We start from the raw sequence: 22,916 nt of genomic DNA on the forward strand, positions 1-22,916 counted from the left end.
ATAGGTAAATTTATATTAAAATTAAACCGTAGAAAGGTTGAAAATAAGTTATGAGTGGTACAAATTATCGAACACTAGCGATTGTTGGGAGCCAGTGGGGTGATGAAGGAAAAGGTAAAATTACTGATTATTTTGCTCAACAAGCAGATGTTATTGCTCGTTGAGCTGGTGGTGATAATGCTGGACATACAATTGTCATTAAAGGAACAAAATATAAGTTAAGTATTGTTCCCTCTGGTGTTTTTAATAAAAAATCAATTAATGTAATTGGGAATGGTTGTGTTGTTAATTTACGTAAATTAGTTAGTGAAATTAATTATTTACAAGAACATGGTTTTGATTGCAAAAATTTACGAATTAGTGATCGTGCCCATTTAATTTTTCCATATCATATGAAAATTGATGAATTGCAAGAAGAGTATCGCCAAAAAGATTCAATTGGAACAACAAAAAAAGGAATTGGTCCTTGTTATCAAGATAAAGCAGAACGAATTGGGATTAGATTAGGTGATTTATTTGATGAAAAAGGATTTTTACAAAAATTAGAAAATAATTTAAAATTTAAAAATGAAGTTTTAACAAAAGTTTTTAATAGTGAAGGGTTTGACCCAAAATTAATTTGAAAAGAATATTTGGCATTATTTCAACAAATTAAAACACTAGTAACTGATACTTCAATTTTAGTTGATAATGCAATTGATACGCATCAAAAAGTTTTGTTTGAAGGCGCACAAGGAGTAATGTTGGACTTAGATCATGGTACTTATCCTTTTGTTACGTCATCAAATCCAACAGCAGCTTCAATTCCGGTTGGTGTTGGGATTGCACCGCGTTATATTAACAATGTTTTAGGAATTGTTAAAGCATATAATACTCGTGTTGGAACGGGGCCATTTCCATCAGAAATTTTTGGCGAAGTTGAAACATATATTCGTGAAACAGGACGTGAATATGGGACTGTATCGGGGCGTGCGCGTCGAATTGGATGATTTGATGGTATTTTAATGAAATATTCGTTGCGAATTAGTGGTTATACTAGTATGGCAATTATGTTATTAGATGTTTTAACTACTATTAAGGAATTAAAAATTTGTATTGGCTATGAATATCAAGGACAACAAATTGATTATGTTCCCAGTACAATTAAAGAATATGAGATGTGTAAACCAATTTTAATAACAATGCCAGGCTGAAATGAGGACATTAGTAATGTTACAACATTTGAAGATTTACCACATAATGCTCAACAATATTTAATTAAGTTAGAAGAAATCGTTGGTGTTCCAATTAGTTTATTTTCTGTTGGTCCTGACCGTGAACAAACTATTTTAATGAATAAGGAGATTTTTTAATGATTGAACGTTATTTTGTTACAGAAATTGGAAAAATTTGAAGTGATGAAAATAAATATAATACCTGAGCAAAAGTAGAATTATTGGTTTGTGAAGGATGGGCACAATTAGAATTAATTCCCACAACAGATATTAAGAAAATTAAAACTAATTTAAGAGTAAACTTACCACGAATGTTAGAACTGGAAGCTGAAACAAAGCATGATGTTGTTGCTTTTACTCGAATGTTATCAGAAACATTGGGACCAGAAAAAAAATGAATTCATTATGGTTTAACATCAACTGATATTATTGATACTAGTCAAAATTATTTGATTAAAGAATCAAACTATATTGTTAAAAAATATATGCTTGAATTAAAAGAAGCGTTAAAAGAAAAAGCTCTTACTTATAAAAATCAATTAATTATGGGTCGTACCCATGGAATGTTCGCCGAACCAACTTCATTAGGATTAAAATTTTTACTTTGATATGCTGAATTAGAGCGTAATATTATGCGGTTTGATGCTGCAGGTTCAGCAATTGCTGTTGCAAAAATATCAGGTTCAGTTGGTAATTTTGCTCATGTTGAAGTTCAAGTTGAAGAATATGTGGCAAAAAAATTAGGACTAAACCTTGACCCAATTACAACGCAAGTAACATCACGTGATTATCATATTGAATTATTTACAAGTTTTAGTCAAATTGCTAGTTTGTTAGAAAAAATGGCGCTTGAATTTCGCCATTTCCAACGTTCAGAAGTGGCTGAAATTGTGGAAGGATTTAGCAAAAGTCAAAAAGGTTCATCTTCAATGCCACATAAAAAAAATCCAATTAGTGCGGAAAATATTGCTGGCTTAGCTCGTTTAGTGCGTAGTAATATGAATGTTACATTTGAAAATAACTTATTATGACATGAACGTGATATTTCCCATAGCAGTAATGAACGAATTATTATTCCCGACACTTATCATTTAGTAGTTTATTTATTGAAACGAATGATCAGTGTTATTAATAATTTGGTTGTTAGTCCGGATAAAATTATTGAACATTTACAACAAGCCAATCAAATTTATTTTAGTCAAGTTGTTTTAACAAATATTTTGAAAGAAACTAATTATTCACGAGAAGAAGTTTATGATTTTATTCAAAAATGTACTTTAATCGTACAACAACAACAACTTGATTTTAAAAATGTTTTAATTGATAATAATATAGAAAAATATTTAGCCTTACCAAAATTAGAAAAATTATTTGATAACAATTATTTTTTACGAAATATTGAACAGATTTATCAACGAGTGCTAAATTAAAAAAAGGAGTGAGATAATGAAGTTAATTGTTGGTTTGGGGAATCCAGATAATGAATATACTTATACAAGACATAATATTGGTTTTTTAGCTATTGCTAAGTTGGTAGATAAATTTAATTTAGCAAAGCCAAAAAATGCTTTTAATTCTTTAATATGAGAAACAACAATTAACAACGAGAAAGTTATTTTTTGTCAACCACAGACTTTTATGAATCTAAGTGGATTTGCAGTTTATCAAATTAAACAATTTTATAAATTAACATTAGAAGATATTATTGTCATTTATGATGATAAAAATATTTCTTTTAATGTTATTAAGTTAAAAAAGAATGGTTCAAGTGCTGGTCATAATGGAATTAAAGATTTAATTCAAAAACTAGGTAGTGAAAATTTTTTACGGATTCGTTTAGGAATTGGTAAAGATGTCCAAATTCCAACCCGAAACTGAGTACTAGGAAAATTTTCTCCTAGTAACTTAGAACTTATTAATAATGATTTATTAGAAAGAGTTTATCAAATTATGGTGCAATATTTAGAAAAAGCAACTAGTTTTGATAAATTAATGAGTATCTATAATGGCAAATAAAATTAAACAATATAGTTTTAAAAGTAATAATCCGAAAATTTACTTAATTGCAACTCCAATTGGTAATTTGCAAGAAATGACACCACGAGCAATTGAAGTTATTAAACATGATGTTCAAAAAATTTATTGTGAAGATACGCGGAACACAATTAGACTATTAAATTATTTTAATTGTAAAAAACAGTTAATTTATTTAAATAAAGAAAATGAAATGCAACGCTTAACAGAAATGTTAAATGATTTAGAACAAAACCTATCAATTGCAATTATTAGTGATGCCGGTTATCCACTGATTAGTGATCCAGGTTATTATGCTGTTAACCATATTTTGGAACATTATCCTTATGATGTAATTCCTATTAGTGGTGCTAATGCTGCTTTAAACGCCATTGTTAGTTCGGGTCTTAATCCGAACCATTTTTTATTTTTTGGTTTTTTAAATAAAGCAAAAACAAAAAAAAATAATGAGTTAGAACAACTGCTATCATTTCCATATCCTATTATTTTTTATGAAGCACCGCATCGAATTTTAGAAACATTAAAAATAGTTAAATCAGTTTTTGGCGAGCGTAAAATTGCCATTGGTAAGGAAATTACAAAAATTCATGAGCAATGATATCGTGGATCGTTAAGTGAAGTGCTTTTGTTTTTACAACAAGAAGAAAATGCTGCTTTTGGTGAGTATGTCCTTGTTGTTGATGGAGCGGGGAATCTTCCAGTTCCTGTTATTGCAGTTGAAATTTTAGTTACTGAAATTGACCAATTAATTACAAAGCAAAATTATCGCGTTAAACAAGCAATTGATTTTGTCGCAAATAAATATAAAATTAGTAAAAATGTTTTATATAATAAATATCATCATCAAAAGGAGAACAATGAAAAAAACAGAACGAATTAAACACTTAGTGTTTTGTAGCATTCTTTTTAGATTAGAAATTATTGTTTTAATCTTAACTTATTTTTATAGTTTAATTTATTATCAATTAAATTGATTAAGTTATTTATGATATTTTGTTAGTTGATGAATTTTCCAAACTGATTTTTTAATTTTATTATTTGCCTTCGGAGGATTAATTTAATTTACAAAATTACAAAGTTATATAAGTTTTATCTTCATCCAATTTTTTATACTATTTTTATTGCTGTTCGGGAGGGCGTTTTATTATTAAATCCAAATTTTTGCTGGTTAGAATATTATATTTTATATTTAATTGTGTTAATTATCATTATTGCTTTATTAATAACGTTCGTTATTAATTTAAATAATTTATTAGATAACCACCAGAAAATTAAAGAAAGTAAAGAAAAAAATAAATTAAGCTTAAATAATTCTTATTTTACGGTAAAATTGAAATACATAAAAATTATAGAAGAATAGAGGGAAAAAATGACAGAACAGAGTAATTTTTGAACAGATGTTGAAAAAGGAATGATGAGTTATTTAACAAAATATATTAATCTTTTTGAAACAGACTATGCAAAAGACACAGCGGAAAAAAATCCAAAAATAGAAGCTTTTTTAGCAGGAGCAAAGTTTAAAACTAATTTTGAAGATTTATTTAATTTTGTTAAAACAGAAATCAAACCATTATTTGATGATATTAGAGCAGAATATTTAAAAGATAAAAAACCAGAAGAAATTGATCAGAAAAAATTTACAACATTAATTGAAGTAAGCAAATTATTTAACGCAATTATTCCATTACCGCGATTTTTAAATGATTTTATGACTAGTGCGAAAGAAGCTAGTCCGGTTGATTTAAATAAACTTTTTGTAAATATGATGAAAGTAGAAATTGATGAGTTAACAAAAATTTATGATGATGAGATTAAAGATCTTGACCCAGCGCTTGATAAATGTTTAAAAGAGATTAATAATGCTAATGATGCCTTGGAAATTTGAAATTTAGTAAATCAATTAGGTTTATTTTTACAACGTGATATTATGTTAACTGATTTTTCTCCTGAAAAAGAAGAAGAAAAGTTAAAAGGACAATTAGCAAATATTGATCAAATTGAAAAAGATTATAATGATGGAAAAATTAAATTACCAGAATTTAATAAAGAAAAAATTATTGAAGAGGTACAAGTATATCATAATTTTGTCATTGCATTAAGTCCGGAAAAACGATTAGAAATTTCTGAAAAAACAACAGAATATCGCAATAAAGTCGTTCCTTTAGTTCAAATTATTCAATGCTTACACGATTTATTAATTAATATCTTAACTGCAACAAATATCATTAATACAGCAAAACAATAAATTTTTATTGTTTTTTTATTTCTAGTGATAAAAAATAATAAAAAACTTTAAAGACTTGTTTTTAAAATTAAAAAGAATAATATAAAAGTATAAGGATAAAAAAAGTAAATAATGGCAATTTTTACTTATGCAATATCGAAAAGTGTATTGATTAAATATATTAAAGTGTATTGATTAAATATATTTGATAAAAGGATAGCATAATCAATTTTAAGTATATTTATTTAAATGGCATTAAAGGACATTACAATTTGATAGGTATTCTCTGTATTTAACAGCAATTTGCATTTTTTATTTTTGCATGTTTATCTTTAATTTTTATTAAAAAATTTTAATAAAAATAGACGTAGAAAGAGAAAGAGGACAAGTAACATGACAGAAAAATATGGTATTAATGTTTATTCAGAAATAGGTAATTTAAAAACAGTATTGTTACATCGCCCTGGTGATGAATTAGCTAACTTATCACCAGATTTATTGGAACGATTATTGTTTGATGATACACCAGATTTAGTAGTTGCGCAAAAAGAACATGACTTTTTTGCGCAAACTTTTAGGAACTTAGGTGTTGAGGTGTTGTATATTGAAAAATTAGTCTCTGAAGTTTTAGACACTGATTCAAAAATGCGGCAAGAATTACTAGAACAGTTTTTAAAAGAATCTGGTGCAAAAGAAGAATACATTAGTAAGTTACGTACTTATTTAGGAAAATTAGATAATCAAGCCCTTGTTAATAAAATGATAGCAGGGGTAACAAAATATGAGTTAAGAGTAGAAATTACAGATAATTATCCGCTAGCGGTTGATCCAATGCCAAATATTCTATTCCAACGTGATCCATTTGTATCAATTGGAAATGGAGCAACTATTCATAAAATGTTTACGGTTACTAGAAATCGTGAAACATTATTTTCTGATGTTGTTTTAAGACATCACTCCCGTTTTAAAGGAAAAATTAATTTTTGATATGATCGTAATGAAAAAGAAACTTTAGAAGGTGGAGACATTTTAGTTTTAAATGCAAAAACATTAATTATTGGTGTTTCACAAAGAACATCAATGGAAGCTATTAAAATAGTAACAAAAAATCTAATTGAGAATGATTCAGTTAGTTATGAAAAAGTTATTGCATTAGATTTAAAAACAAAAAATCGTGCTTTTATGCATTTAGATACTGTTTTTACTAATATTGATTATGATAAATTTATCGCACATCCATTAATTTTTGAAGCAATGGGTGAGTTTAAAATTTTTGAAATTACAAAAAATGGAGTTAAAGAAATTAAAGAAACAATTAAAGATTATTTATCAGAAGAAGTTGGTAAGCCAGTTCAAATTTTTAAATGTGGTGGAGAAGATCCAATTGCACAGGCAAGAGAACAATGAAATGATGGGACAAATGTTATTACAATTCGTCCTGGTGAAGTGATTGCCTATTCAAGAAATCAAATTACAATTGAAATTTTAAAACAAGCTGGTGTTAAAGTGCACGTTATTGATTCAGCTGAATTATCACGTGGACGTGGAGGACCTCGTTGTATGTCAATGCCAATTTGAAGAGAGGATATATAAAATCTTAATATTATATTTTAAAAGGAGAGAAAAAATAATATGGCTGTAAATTTAAAAGGAAGAAGTTTTTTAACTTTATTAGATTTCACGCAAAGAGAAATCTATTATTTATTAGATTTATCAAGACAATTGAAAGAAGCAAAATATGCTGGAACTGAGCAAAAACCATTAGCTGCAAAATCTGTTGCTTTATTATTTGCAAAAGATTCAACACGAACAAGATGTGCTTTTGAAGTCGGAGCATTTGATTTAGGAATGCACCCTGTTTATTTAGGACCAAGTGGTAGCCAAATGGGAAAAAAAGAATCAATTGAAGATACTGCAAAAGTATTAGGAAGAATGTTTGATGGAATTCAATTTCGTGGGTTTAAACAAACTGATGTTGAAGCATTAGCAAAATATTCAGGTGTTCCAGTATGAAATGGATTAACTGATGAATTTCACCCAACACAAATGTTAGCTGATATTTTAACATTGCAAGAAGAAAAAGGACAACGCAATATGAAAGGACTAAAATTTGTTTATTTTGGTGATTCTCGCTTTAATATGGCAAATAGTTATATGGTTGTTAGTGCTAAATTAGGAATGCATTTTGTTGCTTGTGCGCCAAAGGATTTATGACCAAATGCAGAATTATTGAAAAAAGTACAAGCAATTGCAAAAGAACATGGTGGGTCAATTACGTTAACTGAAGACCATAAAACAGCGGCAAAAGATGCTGATGCAATTGCCACTGATGTTTGAGTATCAATGGGAGAAGATCCTGCTGTTTGAGTAAAAAGAATTAAGGATTTAACACCATATCAAGTAACAATGGAAAAAATGAAACAAGCAAAAGAAGATGCAATCTTTTTACATTGTTTACCAAGTTTCCATGATGGAAATACGTATACTGCGCAACAAGTTATTAAACAATTTGGTGGAACTGGTGAATTAGAAGTTACTGATGAAGTTTTCCAATCAAAATATTCACGTGTTTTTGAAGAAGCAGAAAATCGTTTACATACTATTAAAGCAGTAATGCTAGCAACAATTCGTGGCTAGGTTATTAATTATAAAAGGTTAAAGGGAGTGCAAAAAATGGATGTAAAAAAGAAAAAAAAGTTTAAATTTAAATTGCCAACAGCATTTACAATTTTATTAGGAATTACGCTCTTAATTATTATTATCTCTTGAATTCCAGGAACAACTGGTTCATGAAAAGATGCTGATGATGAACTTCATAATGGTGGACCTGCGGGAATTTTTGACTTATTTTTAGCTCCGATGCAAGGATTTAAAAGTAAAGTTGATGTTATTGTCTTTATTTTAGTTTTAGGAGGTTTCTTAGGCATCGTTATTGAATCAAAAGCATTAGATGCTGGGATTGGGCGTTTAGTAGCAAAAATGAAAGGCCGTGAAATTTGAATTATTCCAATTGTAATGTTTTTATTTTCAGTTGGTGGCACAACTTATGGAATGGGGGAAGAAACAATCGCCTTATACCCAGTTATTATTCCTGTTTTATTATCTGCTGGTTTTGATGTGCTAACAGCAGTAATGGCAATTTTATTTGGTGCTGGAATTGGTTGTATTGGTTCAACATTAAATCCATTTGTTATCCAAGTTGCTGCTGATGCTGCTGGTGTGTCTGATTTAACATCAACAACAGGAATTATTTGAAGAGCCGTGTCATGATTATTATTAACAGCAGGTGTAATTTCATTTGTTGTTTGATATGCGTTACGTGTTCGTCGTATACCAGGGAAATCACCATTATTTGATAAAAAAGATTTTTATGAAGCAGAATTTGCAATTATTGATGATTTACCAGCATACAATGGTAAACGTAAAGCAATTATGGCGATTTTTATGATTAGTTTTGTCTTAATGATTTTTTTATTAATTGGATGGGATAAATTTGGAATTCCTGTCTTTGTTAATTTTACAAAATTAGTTAGTGAGCATGCCCCATTTATTGCTAATTTCTTTGCTCCATTAGGGCAATGATCATTTATGGAAATTTCAGCATTATTCTTTATTGCATCAATTATTATTGCATTAATTAATTGAAAAGGAGAAGAAAAATACGTTAATAGTTTTATTAGTGGTTCATCTGATATTCTATCTGTTTGCTTGGTTATTGCCTTTGCAGCTGGGATTGGGTTTATTATGACAAATACTGGAATGCAAAACAAATTAGTTAGTGGATTATCTACACCAATGTCAACATTAGGGAAAACAGGCTTTATTATGGTAGCCTTCTTCTTCTTCCTAATTATCTCATTTGTAATTCCATCTAGTTCAGGATTTGCCCAAACTGTTTTCCCAATTTTGGGTCCTGTTGCTAATGGGGTAGCAACGGGTTTAACATCAGGAACAATTACTGCCTTTTCATTTGCAAATGGAATTATTAATTTAATTTCACCAACAAGTGCAATTTTAATGGCAGCGTTATCAATTTCAAAAGTTCCTTATGGTAGCTTTATAAAAGCATCATGACCATTAATTGTTGGAATTGTTGTTGCAACAATTATTTTGTTAGGAATTGGAACTTTATTACCAATTTCAAACACTAGTCCTTTATTATCAATGCAAGTTGAGTAAGCAAGTTTTCATTTTAAAAGAAAGGATATGTAAATTATGGCAAGAATAGTTGTTGCGTTAGGAGGAAACGCATTAGGAAATTCCCCCAGTGAACAACAAGAAATTGTAAAAGATACTGCGAAGGCAATGGTTGACATCATTGAAAATGGTGATGAATTAATTATTGCGCACGGGAATGGACCACAAGTTGGAATGATTAAGAATGTTTTTGATGAAGCAGCCCATGTTAATAATAAAATTCCAATTATGCCATTTCCCGAATGTGGAGCAATGTCACAAGCCTATATTGGTTATCATTTGCAAAATGCAATTTTAAATGAATTAAATAAACGTAAAATTAAGAAAAATGTTGTAACAATTGTAACACAAGTTGAAGTTGACCAGAAAGATCCTGCTTTTAATAATCCAACAAAGCCAATTGGTGCGTTTTATCGTGAAGCAGAGGCAAAAGCATTAGCTGAAAAAAATGGCTTTACTGTTAAGGAAGATGCTGGACGAGGATGACGCCGAGTAATTGCATCACCAGAACCAATTGATATTGTTGAAAAAGAAATTATCGAAGATTTAATTAAGCAAGGACATATTGTAATTACCGTTGGTGGTGGAGGTATTCCCGTTGTGAAAACAGGGGCTGCTTATCAAGGAGTTCCTGCTGTTATTGATAAAGATTTTGCTAGCGCAAAGTTAGCAGAATTAATTAAAGCTGATAAATTGATGATTTTAACAGCGGTAGAAAAAGTTGCAATCAACTATGGAAAACCTAACCAACAATCATTAGATGTTTTAACTTTAACTGCAGCAGAAAAATATATTACAGAGAATCAATTTGCGCCAGGTAGTATGTTACCAAAAGTACAAGCTGCAATGAAGTTTGCTAGTTCTGGGTCGCAAAAAATAGCAATCATTGCTGAATTAGCACAAGTTAAAGCAGCATTAGCTGGTAAAGCTGGTACAAAAATTAGTAAGTAAATTCATAGGAATTATTTAAACCTTTTTCTAAAAATTACATTTTGTAGGAAGTATAATTAAGAAAAAATTTTTTATTATTGTAAAATTAATAAAAGTAATGGTTAAATAGTAATTAGAATTTTTTTTTAAAAAAAAATATTTTTCAAAATTTGAGTAATAATTAAATTAAGAAAAATTAATTAATCAAACTATTTATTAATAGCTTATAAAATAATAAAAGTTAATACAACCATCATTTCAAGAAAGAAAAAAGTGATATAATTAAGTCTAAAAAAATAGAAAATATTAACTACTTTAGGCAAAGAGGTAAAGAATTAAAGAGGATTTAAATAGTATTCAACATCAAATATTAACACAAGAAGATAATTTAGATAATTTTGTTACTGATTTATATTATTTTAGTACACTATTAGAAACCTTAAAAAAAAGATTTTAAAAATCATTTAACAGATTTAACCAGGTGCATTTTGTAATCGAAATGCAACAAATCAACTTTGAAAGGAGTTGATTTTTTATTGAAAAGAAACATTATTTTATCTTGCGGTCCTTATTAATTAAATATGGAAAAGATATTGTTATTAATACTGTAAAAAAATAGTAATTAATAATGTAAAAGAAAATTAATAAATTATCCGCGTAATTTATTAGCGGTAATTTATTCAATATTGTTTATTTTGAGAGTAGCGAACACGCAAAGCGTGACGCGATATTTAAAAATTTTGAAATGAGATGTAATATACCAACTTGATTAACGACAATATTTAGTGTTGCTATTATTAGGGATTTTTATTAGGGATTTTTGCTTGAATTGGTTTATCAATTTATCAAAAAATTAAACAAATTCAAGGAAAGAAAAAAGAAAAAAAAGAAATTGAAAGAAAGGAGGATAAAAAATAATGTTAGGTATGTATTTAACAACAGCAGTTAATTTTTTAGCAAATAAACCTAAAAATATTACTGAGGGTATGAATGGTATTTGAACTGGTTTAACTAGTGCATTATGAAAAGTTAAATAAGGTATAACAAATATTTTACCTGAGATAATGGTTTTTTTAGGTGAAGCGTGAATTATTTTAATTCCGTTTGCAGTTTTTTTGATTATTAAAGTATTAAACTTTTTCCGTGTTATGGTTAAAGGAATAAAGAGTTTTTTATTCATATATTTTTGTTTATAGATAAAACGAATATTGAAAGTATTACAATGTGGAATTTAATGAAAAATGAATATTTAACTTTAATGGTTGGTGTTTGAATTGTGATTTTGTTTTTAACTTTGTTTTTCTTGTGAATAGTTGTTAAGATAGTTGGGTATTAACATTTTCTAACTACTTTATTAGCGATATATTCACTAAATATGATATGAAAATGTATTCTTCCTTTTTTTGATATTCATAAGCAACTAAATATTTTAAGTCTTTATATTTACTTTTTTTATATTTAGAAAAATAATAATTTAATCTTCGAATAAATAATCTAAAATGAGAATAAATAATCTAAAATGATGGTTTGCTTTTTTAATATCTTGGACATTTTCAGCATAAGTTAAGATTAAAAAACCAATTATTTTTACAACCACTAAAATTATGAATTGTTTTACTAATATAACTTGCTTGTGAACGAATACGACTATTTACTAATTTAGTTTCATTTTTACCAGTATTTTTAATACCATTTAGATTGCTTTTACCAAATTTATTAATACATTCTAACGGTAATACAATTGTTTTAATATAAGGACCATAATATACTTTTTTAACATAATATTTTTGATTAACAAAATTACTACTATGAATATAAGGTCTGTATAGAACTTCTCCAGTCAAATGATTATAATGATTCATATTTACATTCATTTTTTATTTACTTTCTAAAACAAAAATAAAAAAATATTTACTTATATTTAAAGTTTCGTGAAGTGAAACCATTTATTTTGGTTTGAATACATTAAACATTTTGATAAATGTTTTTTTTATTCTAATTTAACTATATTTGATTATTTTTATCTTGTCAATTTTATCTAATTTTTTAAAATTTTAATATTTTTAAAAATCCTTTGGGACAGTTGTGTTACTTAATCAAGTAAAGGGGCTTCGCCCCTAAGTCGCTCCGCGACTTTTACCCCTATTTAAGTAAGGTGGTGCGTGGATAAACCACCACACCACCTTACTTTTTTACCAACAACATTATTTTTACTACTACTAAAAATAGCGTAAAAGTCCATTAACCATTGCTAAAACCAATATAGAACTTAACATAATATTAAATGTAATATCAAAAGCAAATAAATTACTAATATTATTAAACAATTCAGAAACATTACTAAACACATGTACTATTCCATTAACAAATTTATAAATTTCTTTCATACCAGGCAAATTATTTACAATCCAAATTGCTGCATTTTGAATATGACAAGCAATATTATATCAACTACAACTTTTATAAGGTATTTTTCAAATATCACCACTATTAATTTCATTATTTCAATCAGTGGCATTATAAAGACTAAAATTAAAACCATTAATTGAAATAGACCTATCCTCTGTTAATCTAGTTGTATTAAATCTAATTACATTAAAACCTTGATATTTTGTTCTATCTGTCATATCTAATAATTTTATTGATTGAGTTCATTTATCATTATTAGAAGGTAAAATATCAGTCTTATAATTTCAATTTGAATAATAAGAAAAATAATCATTAGTACTATTTATCGTATAAGCATTATATAATTGCACTTGTGGTTTTAAATAATAAATATCTGTATCAGGAAATCTTAAAATATTAAAAACCATTGATTTTGGATATAATAAAAAACCATTTTTTACAAAAAATACAAAACCTAAATTACCATTATGAGATGTAAAATAAATAAATTCTCTAAAATTAGAAATATCAAATATAACTCTTAAAACATTAGAATAAAAATAATCTAAAATTTGAAATAAATTATCCAACGAATAAAAATTTTGTTTAACATCATTAACAAAATAATTACTGTTAGATTTTTTAAGAATATCCATATTAATCAATTCTTTATAATTAAAATTTAAAACTAAATAATTCATATCAAAATGTTTATAACTTTGATTGGCAATAATCGGCATAAATAAATATTCTATAATTTCTCAATTAAAAGTAAATTCATATTTTATATTGTTTTTATAAATAAAAATATCTAACAATTTATTTGGCGTTTTATAATCTATTATTAATCTACCCATAGCACCATTAAAAATACCGGCTGAATTTCAACTTAATAAATAATCTCATGCAGTATTTTTAATTTTATTAAATCAATAATTACTATCATTTTTATCAGCACTTACATTTGGAATAAAAGGAGTTTCAACACCAAAACTAAATGCATAATTACTAGGGTCTAAACCTTGCATAAAATAATCTTGTCGTAGCATTAAAGTAGACTGAAAATCATATTCATTTGCTTTTGCATAAGTTAAATCACTAAAACTATCATTATTTCTTGTTTCTACTTTACAAACATAACTAATATAATTTATAGTTGTAACACTACAAAAAAGAAATATTCAGCCAAATATTAAATAAAAAATAATAAATATATCTAATAATCGTTTTCGCATTGTTTTAACCCCCTAAACAATAAAAATAATTCTAATACCCATAATAATAATTCCAAACGCGATATATAACTGGAAAATAGGATGTGTCGCAATAATAAATAACTGTGCCACTAATTTATAAAAATCATTAGTAGACTGCAAATAATGTTTAACAGTTGAAAAACCTAAATCTGTTGCAACAATAATATTAGCAATAAAACCAAACCCAACAGTTAAACCAATAACAAAGAAAAATATTAACTTAATCATATATAGACCCCCAACTTATTTTTTTATTCTTTGAGTTGTATGTACTCTTTTAAAACCTTGTTCTCTTGTTTTTGCTTGTTTTGCTAGACTTGATAACTGTTGTTTATTACGATTATTTTTAAATTGTTTACGGTCTTTAAAATGTTTTTGCATACCACGACCAGTTTGAAAAACAAACGACACACTGCCCTTAACGCCTCTTGCTACACTAGAACTTGCTTCTAAACTTGCACGAGAAACTGAACTTAAACCACGAGAACTATTAACTAATAATAAAACAACATTTATAACACCACCAATTACTCAAATTACAAATAAAGGAATATTTGTACCCGGCAATTTTAATGTTCACATTCAGTCCATTATTTTCATAAAAATATCAACTATGGTATTAATAGCACCATTTCATACATCATTAGCAAATAAATTAATCATTATTTATAACTCCCCCAAATTTTTTAATAAATGTTCCATCCCCATCTCTCTTAATTCATTAAGCGTAATATCTTTTTTAACAATACTAGGTCAATTTTGTTTAATATAACTTGGTACTTTATCATTTTTTAAATCACGTACAAATTTTAAATATTTACTATCATATTGCATTGCAATAGATAAAGGGATTGTTATCTTAACAAAATTAATACCAATATCTTTATTAGATTTTTTGCGAACTCTTTTACCGTTTGCTGTTCGTTTAACTGTTTCTGTTTTTCATACTAAATAATCATCTAAATCATCAAAAAAACCTATTTTCATTTTAAAATAAGGAAAAAATATACTTGGTTTAATACATTGCATAGGAACAATAATCATATTAGTAATTTCTCTATATTCAACTCAATTTTGATTAATTCGTTGTCCAGCAAAAATAATATTATTATCAAATTGACGACATAATAAAAAATATGGAATTAAACCATTAAACTTTTTATTATTTTCTTCTGGTTTAGCACCATTCATATATAAAAATATTTCATCAAATAAAATTAAACTATCGTTTGGTGGTATCTTATAATTTTTATTTTTAAAATCCAAATGGTTTAAACCTAAAACTCCAATTTTTTCATCATTAATAAAATAATTAGAATAAACATTATCAAACTTAGCAATTTGCGATAAATAAGTAATCAATAAAGTTTTACCAGTACCCAAAGCACCATTAATAATTGATATTGGACTACTTTTAACAATTTTAATTAATTTCCGTGTTTGGAAAAGATTACTAAAAAAAGACCAAAAGAAAATAATATTAAAAATTACTAAAAAAATAAAAAGAATAATATCTATAACTGATGTAGAACTAAAATATATAAACTGTAAATTAAAACAAACAATAAAAAAATAGAACAAAATATTTGCCATAAATCAATTTACATATCAATAAGAAACTTTAATATTTTTTTGTCTTCTAAATAAATTAAAATAATTTTTAAACATATATCTACACCACCAATCTAATTGTTTTATATAAAATAAATATTGATAATCAAATTAAGAAAAATACTACTAATCAAACACCTATCATAATCACTGCATAAGTAGTATTATCAATAGAACCACCAACAAAGTTATCAATTTTAGTTTTTGGAATAAAATAAAAAATCTGCAAAAGTCCTTGATATATTCGTTGCAAAAAAGTATTTCAGTCCATTATTTTATTCACCTAAAAATACAACTCAAAATTAAAAATAACATTCCAAAAACAAGTATTAAAAATACAACAAATATAACAATATCTAAAATAGGAGGATGATTAACTCCAAAAATAATTGTCATAAATTCATAATATAAATCTCACACACTTCGCATTTTTCTTATTCCTTTCCTAAATGTTAATTACTAAAATCAAGATTAGAGTTTATTATTAAATATTAATAACCGTGGATTAACTTTCTGATTGTTTCAATTCCTAAAACCACAAACATTAAAACTAACGGAATAATTAATAACATATGTGACCCTAAAAAAGTAATAAATCAGTTAGTAAATGTAATCGCTCAATCAGCAAGAATAGCAGCAAAATCGCCTATTTGCTTAATAACATCAGCGTCACCCGCTAAAAAATTTACATTCATCAATAACACCTCACTTAAAACACTTTCTATTTAATAATAAAACCTTCGCATACTCTAACCTTGATTTTAGTAATTAACATTAAAAACTAAAATCAATTTTTATACTTGCGAAGGTATTTGATTGATATTAACTTATTCAACAGACTTATCTGCTTTTTTAATTTTTCGTTTTCCCCATTCTTTAAATTCTACTTTTTTAGAACAATGCGGGCAAATTAAATATTTATTTTTAAATCTAAATATTGTATTAACTGTTAAAAAAACTAATAACATTAACATTGCAATTACTAAAATAATTGTTGCAAAAACAGTCGTTACGGTCATTAATTATCACCTTTACTTTCTATATTTAACATATAATTTTTGACTTGCTCCACTAATAATTTAAAATGTTGTTCTTCCATAACACCAATATCAATAACATTATGATTAAGATACAATTTAATTGCTTTTCTTAACATAAATAATGGTATTTTAATAGATAAACATTGATGTATAACATTAACTAAATATTCTAATCGCTGTTTATATAATTTAGTTTGTTTTTTCATTAAAAAACTCCAACATAAACAAAAAACAATATAAACCAAACAACTAATAACAAACAAAAAACTATAAAAATAATTCAATCTCAATTAATATTTAATTTATTTTTATTCTTTTTCATATTAATTTTTCTTTACTATTGCTCAATGTTCATTATTAATTTCATTTGATGAAACTGGATATGACCTTAACATTAATTCCTCTAATTTAGCAATTAATTTATTTTTATTTTTTGTCATAATCTAACCTAGAATAATAATTATTAATTAAAGTAACATTTTCATTAACACAATTCCAACAATAATGAGACCCATTTTCTCAAATAGTATCACTAACACAAACTATACATAACTGTTGTTGCATATTAAGTATTGCTTTCTGTTATTGATGAATTACTAGAATATTTGTTAATAAAATCTTGTTCGGTTTCATAAGGCAATATTTTTGATATTTTACCGTTAAAACCAATTTCTACATTATAGAAACTACCTTCAATCATTTCGGGCAAACTATTTTGAAATTCACTATCTTTACGAACCCATTTATCTTGGTATTCTTTACCAATTATTTTTTTACCTTCAACTCGTAAAAATGTATATACATCATAATAATTTTCTTTATTTGACTTATCTTTAATAACTTGATTAAACTTAATATCACTTAAATAAACTTTAAACATAACTAAAAAATTCCTTTCATTTACATATATGTAAATAAAGGTTTCACAAGGTTTAAAACTTTAAATAAAATAAATGTTAAAAATAAAACTAATTTAATAAAAAATTAATACAAAATGAATGTAAATATAAATACAAAATAAAAACATTTACTTATATTTAAAGTTTCCTGCCTGAAAACCTTTATTGGTTTGAATACTTAAATATAACTAAATGTTATAAATAATATTCTAATTTAATTTTATATAACAAAATAAATATGTCAACTATTACATATTTTTATAACAAAAAATAAATTTATTTATAAATTTAAATTCTCAACTTGTTTTTTTTTTTTTTTTTGTTTTAATTAATTATGTGGTATGGGTTCTGCCTGAACTATACTGCACAACTAGTACTTTCCATTTGGAAGGTACTTTTTTTAATGTACCTTTGTTTACCTAAATTAATGTATTTATCATATTTTTTCCGTATTCGGTATCTATCTAAATCAGATATTTTATGAAAAAACCGAAATATTTTTTTATCATATGGAACATATTCTTCCATTTGTCAAAAATAGTCTTTATTTCAATCACTATCAATGCTAACACCCATTAAATAACCATCTTTATTATTAAACATAAAATTATGTTTTGTCCCTTTTAATGAAGCAATTAATTCCATTTCGCACATTTCAATAACACCAACTTTAACAATAGGGTCGGTACAATTAGCACTAAAACGATATGCCTTGATATTTAAGTCATAAATATTTTTACTTTTTTCTTCACTTTGTGCTTTTACAATGTATTTAGCAACATATTTACTAATAAATTCATTTGTACCGGTTTCAACTGGTAAATTTTTATTATATCCATAAGGTCAACACTTTCTAACTACTTTATTAGGGATATATTCACTAAATATAATATGAAAGTGAACTGCTCCGCGATTTTGATATTCATAAGCAACAAGATATTTTAAATCTTTATATTTATTTTTCTTATATTTAGAAAAATAATAATTTAATCTCCTAATAAATAATCTAAAATGATGATTCGCTTTTTTAATATCTTGGACATTTTCAGCATAAGTTAAAGTTAAAAAACCCATATTTTTACAACCACTAAAATTGTGAATTGCTTTACGAATACAATTTGCTTGTGAGCGAACACGACTATTTAATAATTTAGTCTCATTTTCACCAATATTTTTAATCCCAGTTGGATTTCCTTTACCAAATTTATTAATACATTCTAAGGGTAATACAATCGTTTTAATATAAGGTCCATAATATACTTTTTTAACATAATATTTTTGATTAATAAAATTACTACTATCAATATAAGGCCTATATAGAACCTCTCCCGTCAAACGATTATAAGGATTTATATTTACATTCATTTTTTATTTTCCTTTCTAAAACAAAAATAAAAAAACATTTACTTATATTTAAAGTTCCCTGCCTGAAAACCTTTATTGGTTTGAATACATTAAACATTTTCATAAATGTTTTTTTATTTTAATTTATTTTTTATTATAATTTAATTTCTTATAATATTTCACTTGGTTTATTTATATTTAAAATAATTAATTATTATTTATAATAATTATCAACATTTTCTAGATGAATATTTATTTACTAAATCTATGAATATTTGAGATTTTGCTATTTTTTCTTTCATTCTACTATATTTATTTTTATCCAAAGAACCATTTAAACTACAAAAATTTTCTAATGGACTTATCATAATATTTGAACTATTAATATAAGTATAATATTCTTTTAATTCAGTGTCGTAATCTTCTTCTTTACTTTTATTTTCTAATTTAACTTCTAATTCTTTTATTTTATTTTTACAATTAAAACTATCACAAAATTGACAATAATCTTTTTTAAATTTTTCTATTTCATACTTAGAATTATTTTGACTCATTGCCATTAAAGGTACTGCTCCACTTGCTGTTATAGCTGTTGCTCCGATTAAACTTAATATTTTTTTTATATTCATAATATATTATTCCTTTCTTTTTTTATTTATATGTATTTGATATACATAATTTAACTATATTTAATTATTTTTATTTTGTCAAATTTACTTATTTTTGCTTTGGGACAGTTGTGTTACTTAATTTAATTAAAAATCCTTTGGGACAGTTGTGTTACTTAATAAAAAATGAAAACTATTAAAAATAGTTTTCATTTCCAGTAGTTGTTTTTTAAGAATCACTGTAGTTTGTTTCAAATCTTGTAATAAAAGTTACCTTTTTTAAGTTAATATCTATATAACTTGTTCAATTTCCTTTAAAAAATGCATCTTATTTTCAATAAATTGAACTTCCGGAAGTTCATAATTTTAAAATTATCGCTGTATAGTGTTCGGGTCCTACAAAAGCATTACAAGTAAATTGTATTGTATTAGTAGTACCACTAAGTAAAGCAGTTTTTAAAGAATAATATTGACTTATGTATCCAAATCCACCGTATAGTCCACAACTCATTGTACCGTCTATTACAAATGTTGGGAAATAATAACTAAAACCATTAATGTACTTGATGTCAGCAATGTCTTTTCAATTAATTAGTTCATAGGTATTTGAACTATCCGACGTCCAAGTTTTATAGTCTCCCTTTCAACGATAATTTATATCTTTTTCGACATTCTCTTTGCCAAAATTATTCTTTCAACTATGATTGATATTTGTTTTAGTATTCTCTTTGCCAATTTTCTTGTTGTTGATTAAAAACTCCATTTAATGGAATTATTGCAGTACTACTTATAACCGTACTAATTACGTTGCATAATATTCCTTTCATTTTAGTATGTTTCCTTTCGTTACCTCAGCCCTTCCCCATCAGTTAATCCTACTATTTTATTTTGGGCCTTTTTCTTTTTTAAAAAAATACTAACTATTTATATTTTTTTTAATAATTTTAAAGAATAAATACATTTTTATGTTACCAACTGAAAAAGAGAAAAAATACTAAAAAACATCTTTAATTTATTTGTCAAATAAATTTTTAGTAAATAAATAATTTAAAAATAATTTGCTAAGTTTAATAAATAAATAGATATGATTAGAAATATACATAATTAGGATTATTTTTATTTTGATATTCTGGTTTTATTAAATATTTTCGCCGATAAAATGTGGTTTTTCCATGTTGAAAAATAATTGTTCTTTGAAACAATTCTTTTAAAATAAAACGCGTTTGGACATATTCAGATTTTAATAGTTTGTAATCAATTAATTTAATTGCAGATTTAATAATTTTTTCTAAAAAATCAATATTTTTATGTTGAAATCATTCTAATAAATTTTTAAGTGTAATTTCTACTTTAGCAAATTTAAATAAAGTAGGTAAATCAATGTTAAATTTATTTAGTAAGTTTGATATTTGGTTTATAATCATAAGACATAGGGTACCTTTCTAATTAATTTTTTAACAAACTAATTATAAATAAGATAACTCTTTTTATTTTCCCCCAAAAAATAAAAAAGCATCTTTATTAATAACGCTAATATAAGAAAACATTATTTTATGATATAATAAACATAAGCTATTAATATAAGTAGGGTAAACATATGTGTGAAAACAGTAAAAAGGATCATAGCAGTAATTGTCACAATAATTGTCGGATTCATCACCATCCGAATTTTTTTAATTATTATCAATATCCTGTTTTTCCTTCTTATGGTTGTGGAACACCACCATTAATTCAGTATTCAATTCCGCAACCTCCATATCCACCGTTATTTGTACAATATCAATATTCCCCAATTATTCAGTATCCAATGACAGGACTGCAACCAAAACAAAGTTTTTCACTAGTACAACCATATCAATATAGCCCACATAATGTTGGACAAAATTTTAATAATTTAACCAATAATGCTAGAATTAATGATAATTTTCAATATAAATTTCAACCTGTTAGAGAATTTTATTATTTATCTCCTTATAATTCTAGCATTCCATTATTAGGGGCAGAACGATATTATAATGATTTTCGTCGTCCAAGTTTACCATTAATTTTTAAAGAAAAATATAATTGAGAATTACATATTTCTGATATTTTGGATGAGTTTATTGGGCGTCATGGCAGTCGACAAAAATCTAATTTTGATGAATATCAAAACTTAAAACAGACATTAGATACTTCATTACGCAATTTGCAAGAAGCAGAAGCACTAAACCAAAAATTGGTTAATACTTGAGCAGAAAAGGATGATAATTCAAGTAATAATAATTCTGTACATTTACCAACAGATAGTATTGATTCTAAATTATTAAAGTCAAAATCTGACGAATCTGATGCTTTAAATGAAAAAAAAGTTTCTCCAATAATTGTTAATTCTGAACCAGAAAAAAGTTCATCTTTAACTGAAAATAATGTAGAAGATAAGTTTAATTTCCTTGATTTTGAAGATGATTCAGATAATAATTTTAATCCTGAAGATGATACGCATAGTTTCTTTTTTAATGATGAATTTAAAGTAGGAGATTCACCTGAGAAAAATGACAATGATATTTTAAAAAATGATAATGATGTTAATAAGGTTGCTGCTGAAGATATTTATGATTTTTTAGGTGTCAAATCACCAGACTTTGATTTAATGGAATCTAATCCAGAAATAATAGAAACAGATGTTTTAGATGATGAAATAACATTTATTGATATTGATAAAGTAAAGGATACAAAACCAGCTTTTGTGACATATAAGGATTATACAATTAAAACATCATTAGGGGAAAAACGAGCTAGTGAGATTTATCCAAAAATATTTGATGAATATGGTCATCTTAAAATGGATCATTATGAAGCAATTGCCCAATTTGGATTGACAGAAAAACAATATGATCAATTAATTGAAAATTTTTATCATGCAAAAGAAAATAAAACAAAAAAAATTAAAAAAAATAAATTTAGAGTAGTTACTAAATCAAAATTTAATACTAAAGCTTTTTGAATTACGATCAGTGTTTTAAGTGTTATTTTATTATTAATTGCAATAACTGTTATTTTGTATTTTACTGTTACTAGTGTTACTGAAGGAATTGATACAATAATTGCTAAAATAAAAAAATATTTTAATTTAGAATAATAAATTTCAAAATAGTTTTTTAAAATATTATGTATAATAATTATTGATGTGTT

General features: G+C 25.7%; 26 protein-coding genes and 1 pseudogene. 13 read left to right on the top strand and 14 right to left on the bottom strand.

Features of this window, described 5'->3' with window-relative positions; translation table 4 throughout:
• Positions 1-50: 50 nt before the first annotated feature.
• The 12 genes and pseudogenes from SKUN_RS00855 (at position 51) to SKUN_RS08165 (ending at position 11,935) form a co-directional block, all read left to right on the top strand.
• A complete protein-coding gene (locus SKUN_RS00855) occupies positions 51-1,352 on the top strand; it encodes an adenylosuccinate synthase (protein ID WP_053390461.1) in 1,302 nt (433 codons plus the stop codon).
• Complete coding sequence (gene purB, locus SKUN_RS00860) at positions 1,352-2,644, top strand: adenylosuccinate lyase (RefSeq protein ID WP_053390462.1); 1,293 nt, start codon at positions 1,352-1,354, stop codon at positions 2,642-2,644. The genes SKUN_RS00855 and purB overlap by 1 nt, the downstream gene beginning before the upstream one ends.
• Before the next feature lie 16 nt (positions 2,645-2,660).
• The gene (pth, locus tag SKUN_RS00865) at positions 2,661-3,230 is read left to right on the top strand and encodes an aminoacyl-tRNA hydrolase (RefSeq protein ID WP_053390463.1); all 570 of its coding nucleotides are present in this window, start codon (positions 2,661-2,663) and stop codon (positions 3,228-3,230) included.
• Positions 3,220-4,128: a 16S rRNA (cytidine(1402)-2'-O)-methyltransferase gene (gene rsmI, locus SKUN_RS00870; protein ID WP_053390464.1), complete on the top strand. Its 909-nt coding sequence runs from the start codon at positions 3,220-3,222 to the stop codon at positions 4,126-4,128. The genes pth and rsmI overlap by 11 nt, the downstream gene beginning before the upstream one ends.
• On the top strand, positions 4,106-4,309 hold the full coding sequence (locus SKUN_RS10140; RefSeq protein ID WP_053390465.1) for a hypothetical protein: 204 nt from the start codon (positions 4,106-4,108) through the stop codon (positions 4,307-4,309). The genes rsmI and SKUN_RS10140 overlap by 23 nt, the downstream gene beginning before the upstream one ends.
• 308 nt (positions 4,310-4,617) lie before the next feature.
• Positions 4,618-5,493, top strand: coding sequence for a hypothetical protein (locus SKUN_RS00885; RefSeq protein ID WP_053390467.1), 876 nt, complete (start codon positions 4,618-4,620; stop codon positions 5,491-5,493).
• Between the two features lie 372 nt (positions 5,494-5,865).
• On the top strand, positions 5,866-7,065 hold the full coding sequence (locus SKUN_RS00890) for an arginine deiminase (protein ID WP_053390468.1): 1,200 nt from the start codon (positions 5,866-5,868) through the stop codon (positions 7,063-7,065).
• A 39-nt stretch (positions 7,066-7,104) separates the two neighbouring features.
• Entirely contained in the window at positions 7,105-8,109 is a 1,005-nt protein-coding gene (gene argF / locus SKUN_RS00895) for an ornithine carbamoyltransferase (RefSeq protein ID WP_053390469.1), read from the top strand.
• A 36-nt stretch (positions 8,110-8,145) separates the two neighbouring features.
• Positions 8,146-9,651: a YfcC family protein gene (locus SKUN_RS00900; RefSeq protein WP_053390470.1), complete on the top strand. Its 1,506-nt coding sequence runs from the start codon at positions 8,146-8,148 to the stop codon at positions 9,649-9,651.
• Positions 9,652-9,687: 36 nt separating this feature from the next.
• Positions 9,688-10,620 (top strand): carbamate kinase, encoded by a 933-nt coding sequence (gene arcC, locus SKUN_RS00905; protein ID WP_053390471.1) that lies wholly within the window; start codon positions 9,688-9,690, stop codon positions 10,618-10,620.
• 736 nt (positions 10,621-11,356) lie between these two features.
• Positions 11,357-11,517: pseudogene (locus SKUN_RS11545) on the top strand (hypothetical protein).
• A gap of 256 nt (positions 11,518-11,773) precedes the next feature.
• Complete coding sequence (locus SKUN_RS08165; protein ID WP_083436081.1) at positions 11,774-11,935, top strand: DUF2649 family protein; 162 nt, start codon at positions 11,774-11,776, stop codon at positions 11,933-11,935.
• A 199-nt stretch (positions 11,936-12,134) separates the two neighbouring features.
• Here the strand turns inward: SKUN_RS08165 and SKUN_RS00915 are convergent, their stop codons facing one another.
• The 14 genes from SKUN_RS00915 to SKUN_RS00980 all read right to left on the bottom strand — a co-directional run bounded on the left by SKUN_RS00915 (position 12,135) and on the right by SKUN_RS00980 (position 21,169).
• Positions 12,135-12,473: a hypothetical protein gene (locus SKUN_RS00915; RefSeq protein ID WP_053390472.1), complete on the bottom strand. Its 339-nt coding sequence runs from the start codon at positions 12,471-12,473 to the stop codon at positions 12,135-12,137.
• Between the two features lie 345 nt (positions 12,474-12,818).
• A complete protein-coding gene (locus tag SKUN_RS08690; protein WP_053390473.1) occupies positions 12,819-14,222 on the bottom strand; it encodes a spiroplasma phage ORF1-like family protein in 1,404 nt (467 codons plus the stop codon).
• Positions 14,223-14,234: 12 nt separating this feature from the next.
• Positions 14,235-14,471: a hypothetical protein gene (locus tag SKUN_RS00925; RefSeq protein ID WP_053390474.1), complete on the bottom strand. Its 237-nt coding sequence runs from the start codon at positions 14,469-14,471 to the stop codon at positions 14,235-14,237.
• Positions 14,472-14,486: 15 nt separating this feature from the next.
• Positions 14,487-14,906 carry a hypothetical protein gene (locus SKUN_RS08175; RefSeq protein ID WP_083436082.1) on the bottom strand — a complete coding sequence of 140 codons (420 nt, stop codon included), beginning with the start codon at positions 14,904-14,906 and terminating at the stop codon, positions 14,487-14,489.
• Between the two features lie 3 nt (positions 14,907-14,909).
• Positions 14,910-15,911 (bottom strand): hypothetical protein, encoded by a 1,002-nt coding sequence (locus tag SKUN_RS00935; RefSeq protein ID WP_053390475.1) that lies wholly within the window; start codon positions 15,909-15,911, stop codon positions 14,910-14,912.
• A gap of 4 nt (positions 15,912-15,915) precedes the next feature.
• Positions 15,916-16,125: a DUF2649 family protein gene (locus SKUN_RS00940; RefSeq protein WP_053390476.1), complete on the bottom strand. Its 210-nt coding sequence runs from the start codon at positions 16,123-16,125 to the stop codon at positions 15,916-15,918.
• 220 nt (positions 16,126-16,345) lie between these two features.
• Positions 16,346-16,549: a hypothetical protein gene (locus SKUN_RS00945; RefSeq protein WP_053390477.1), complete on the bottom strand. Its 204-nt coding sequence runs from the start codon at positions 16,547-16,549 to the stop codon at positions 16,346-16,348.
• A 132-nt stretch (positions 16,550-16,681) separates the two neighbouring features.
• The gene (locus SKUN_RS00950; protein WP_053390478.1) at positions 16,682-16,873 is read right to left on the bottom strand and encodes a hypothetical protein; all 192 of its coding nucleotides are present in this window, start codon (positions 16,871-16,873) and stop codon (positions 16,682-16,684) included.
• Positions 16,873-17,100 (bottom strand): hypothetical protein, encoded by a 228-nt coding sequence (locus SKUN_RS00955; RefSeq protein ID WP_053390479.1) that lies wholly within the window; start codon positions 17,098-17,100, stop codon positions 16,873-16,875. The genes SKUN_RS00950 and SKUN_RS00955 overlap by 1 nt, the downstream gene beginning before the upstream one ends.
• 359 nt (positions 17,101-17,459) lie before the next feature.
• On the bottom strand, positions 17,460-17,774 hold the full coding sequence (locus SKUN_RS00960) for a hypothetical protein (protein ID WP_053390480.1): 315 nt from the start codon (positions 17,772-17,774) through the stop codon (positions 17,460-17,462).
• 376 nt (positions 17,775-18,150) lie between these two features.
• Positions 18,151-19,158, bottom strand: a complete 1,008-nt coding sequence (locus tag SKUN_RS00965) for a rolling circle replication-associated protein (RefSeq protein WP_053390481.1) — start codon at positions 19,156-19,158, stop codon at positions 18,151-18,153.
• 206 nt (positions 19,159-19,364) lie between these two features.
• Positions 19,365-19,766, bottom strand: coding sequence for a hypothetical protein (locus SKUN_RS00970; RefSeq protein ID WP_053390482.1), 402 nt, complete (start codon positions 19,764-19,766; stop codon positions 19,365-19,367).
• A gap of 307 nt (positions 19,767-20,073) precedes the next feature.
• Complete coding sequence (locus SKUN_RS00975) at positions 20,074-20,508, bottom strand: hypothetical protein (RefSeq protein ID WP_053390483.1); 435 nt, start codon at positions 20,506-20,508, stop codon at positions 20,074-20,076.
• A gap of 325 nt (positions 20,509-20,833) precedes the next feature.
• Positions 20,834-21,169 (bottom strand): hypothetical protein, encoded by a 336-nt coding sequence (locus SKUN_RS00980; protein ID WP_053390484.1) that lies wholly within the window; start codon positions 21,167-21,169, stop codon positions 20,834-20,836.
• A 173-nt stretch (positions 21,170-21,342) separates the two neighbouring features.
• On the opposite strand from SKUN_RS00980, the gene SKUN_RS00985 reads away from it, so the two are divergent.
• Positions 21,343-22,863, top strand: coding sequence for a hypothetical protein (locus tag SKUN_RS00985; protein WP_053390485.1), 1,521 nt, complete (start codon positions 21,343-21,345; stop codon positions 22,861-22,863).
• Positions 22,864-22,916: the final 53 nt, after the last annotated feature.

The organism is Spiroplasma kunkelii CR2-3x (assembly GCF_001274875.1).
In the GTDB taxonomy this organism is placed as follows: Bacteria; Bacillota_I; Bacilli_A; order Mycoplasmatales; family Mycoplasmataceae; genus Spiroplasma; species Spiroplasma kunkelii.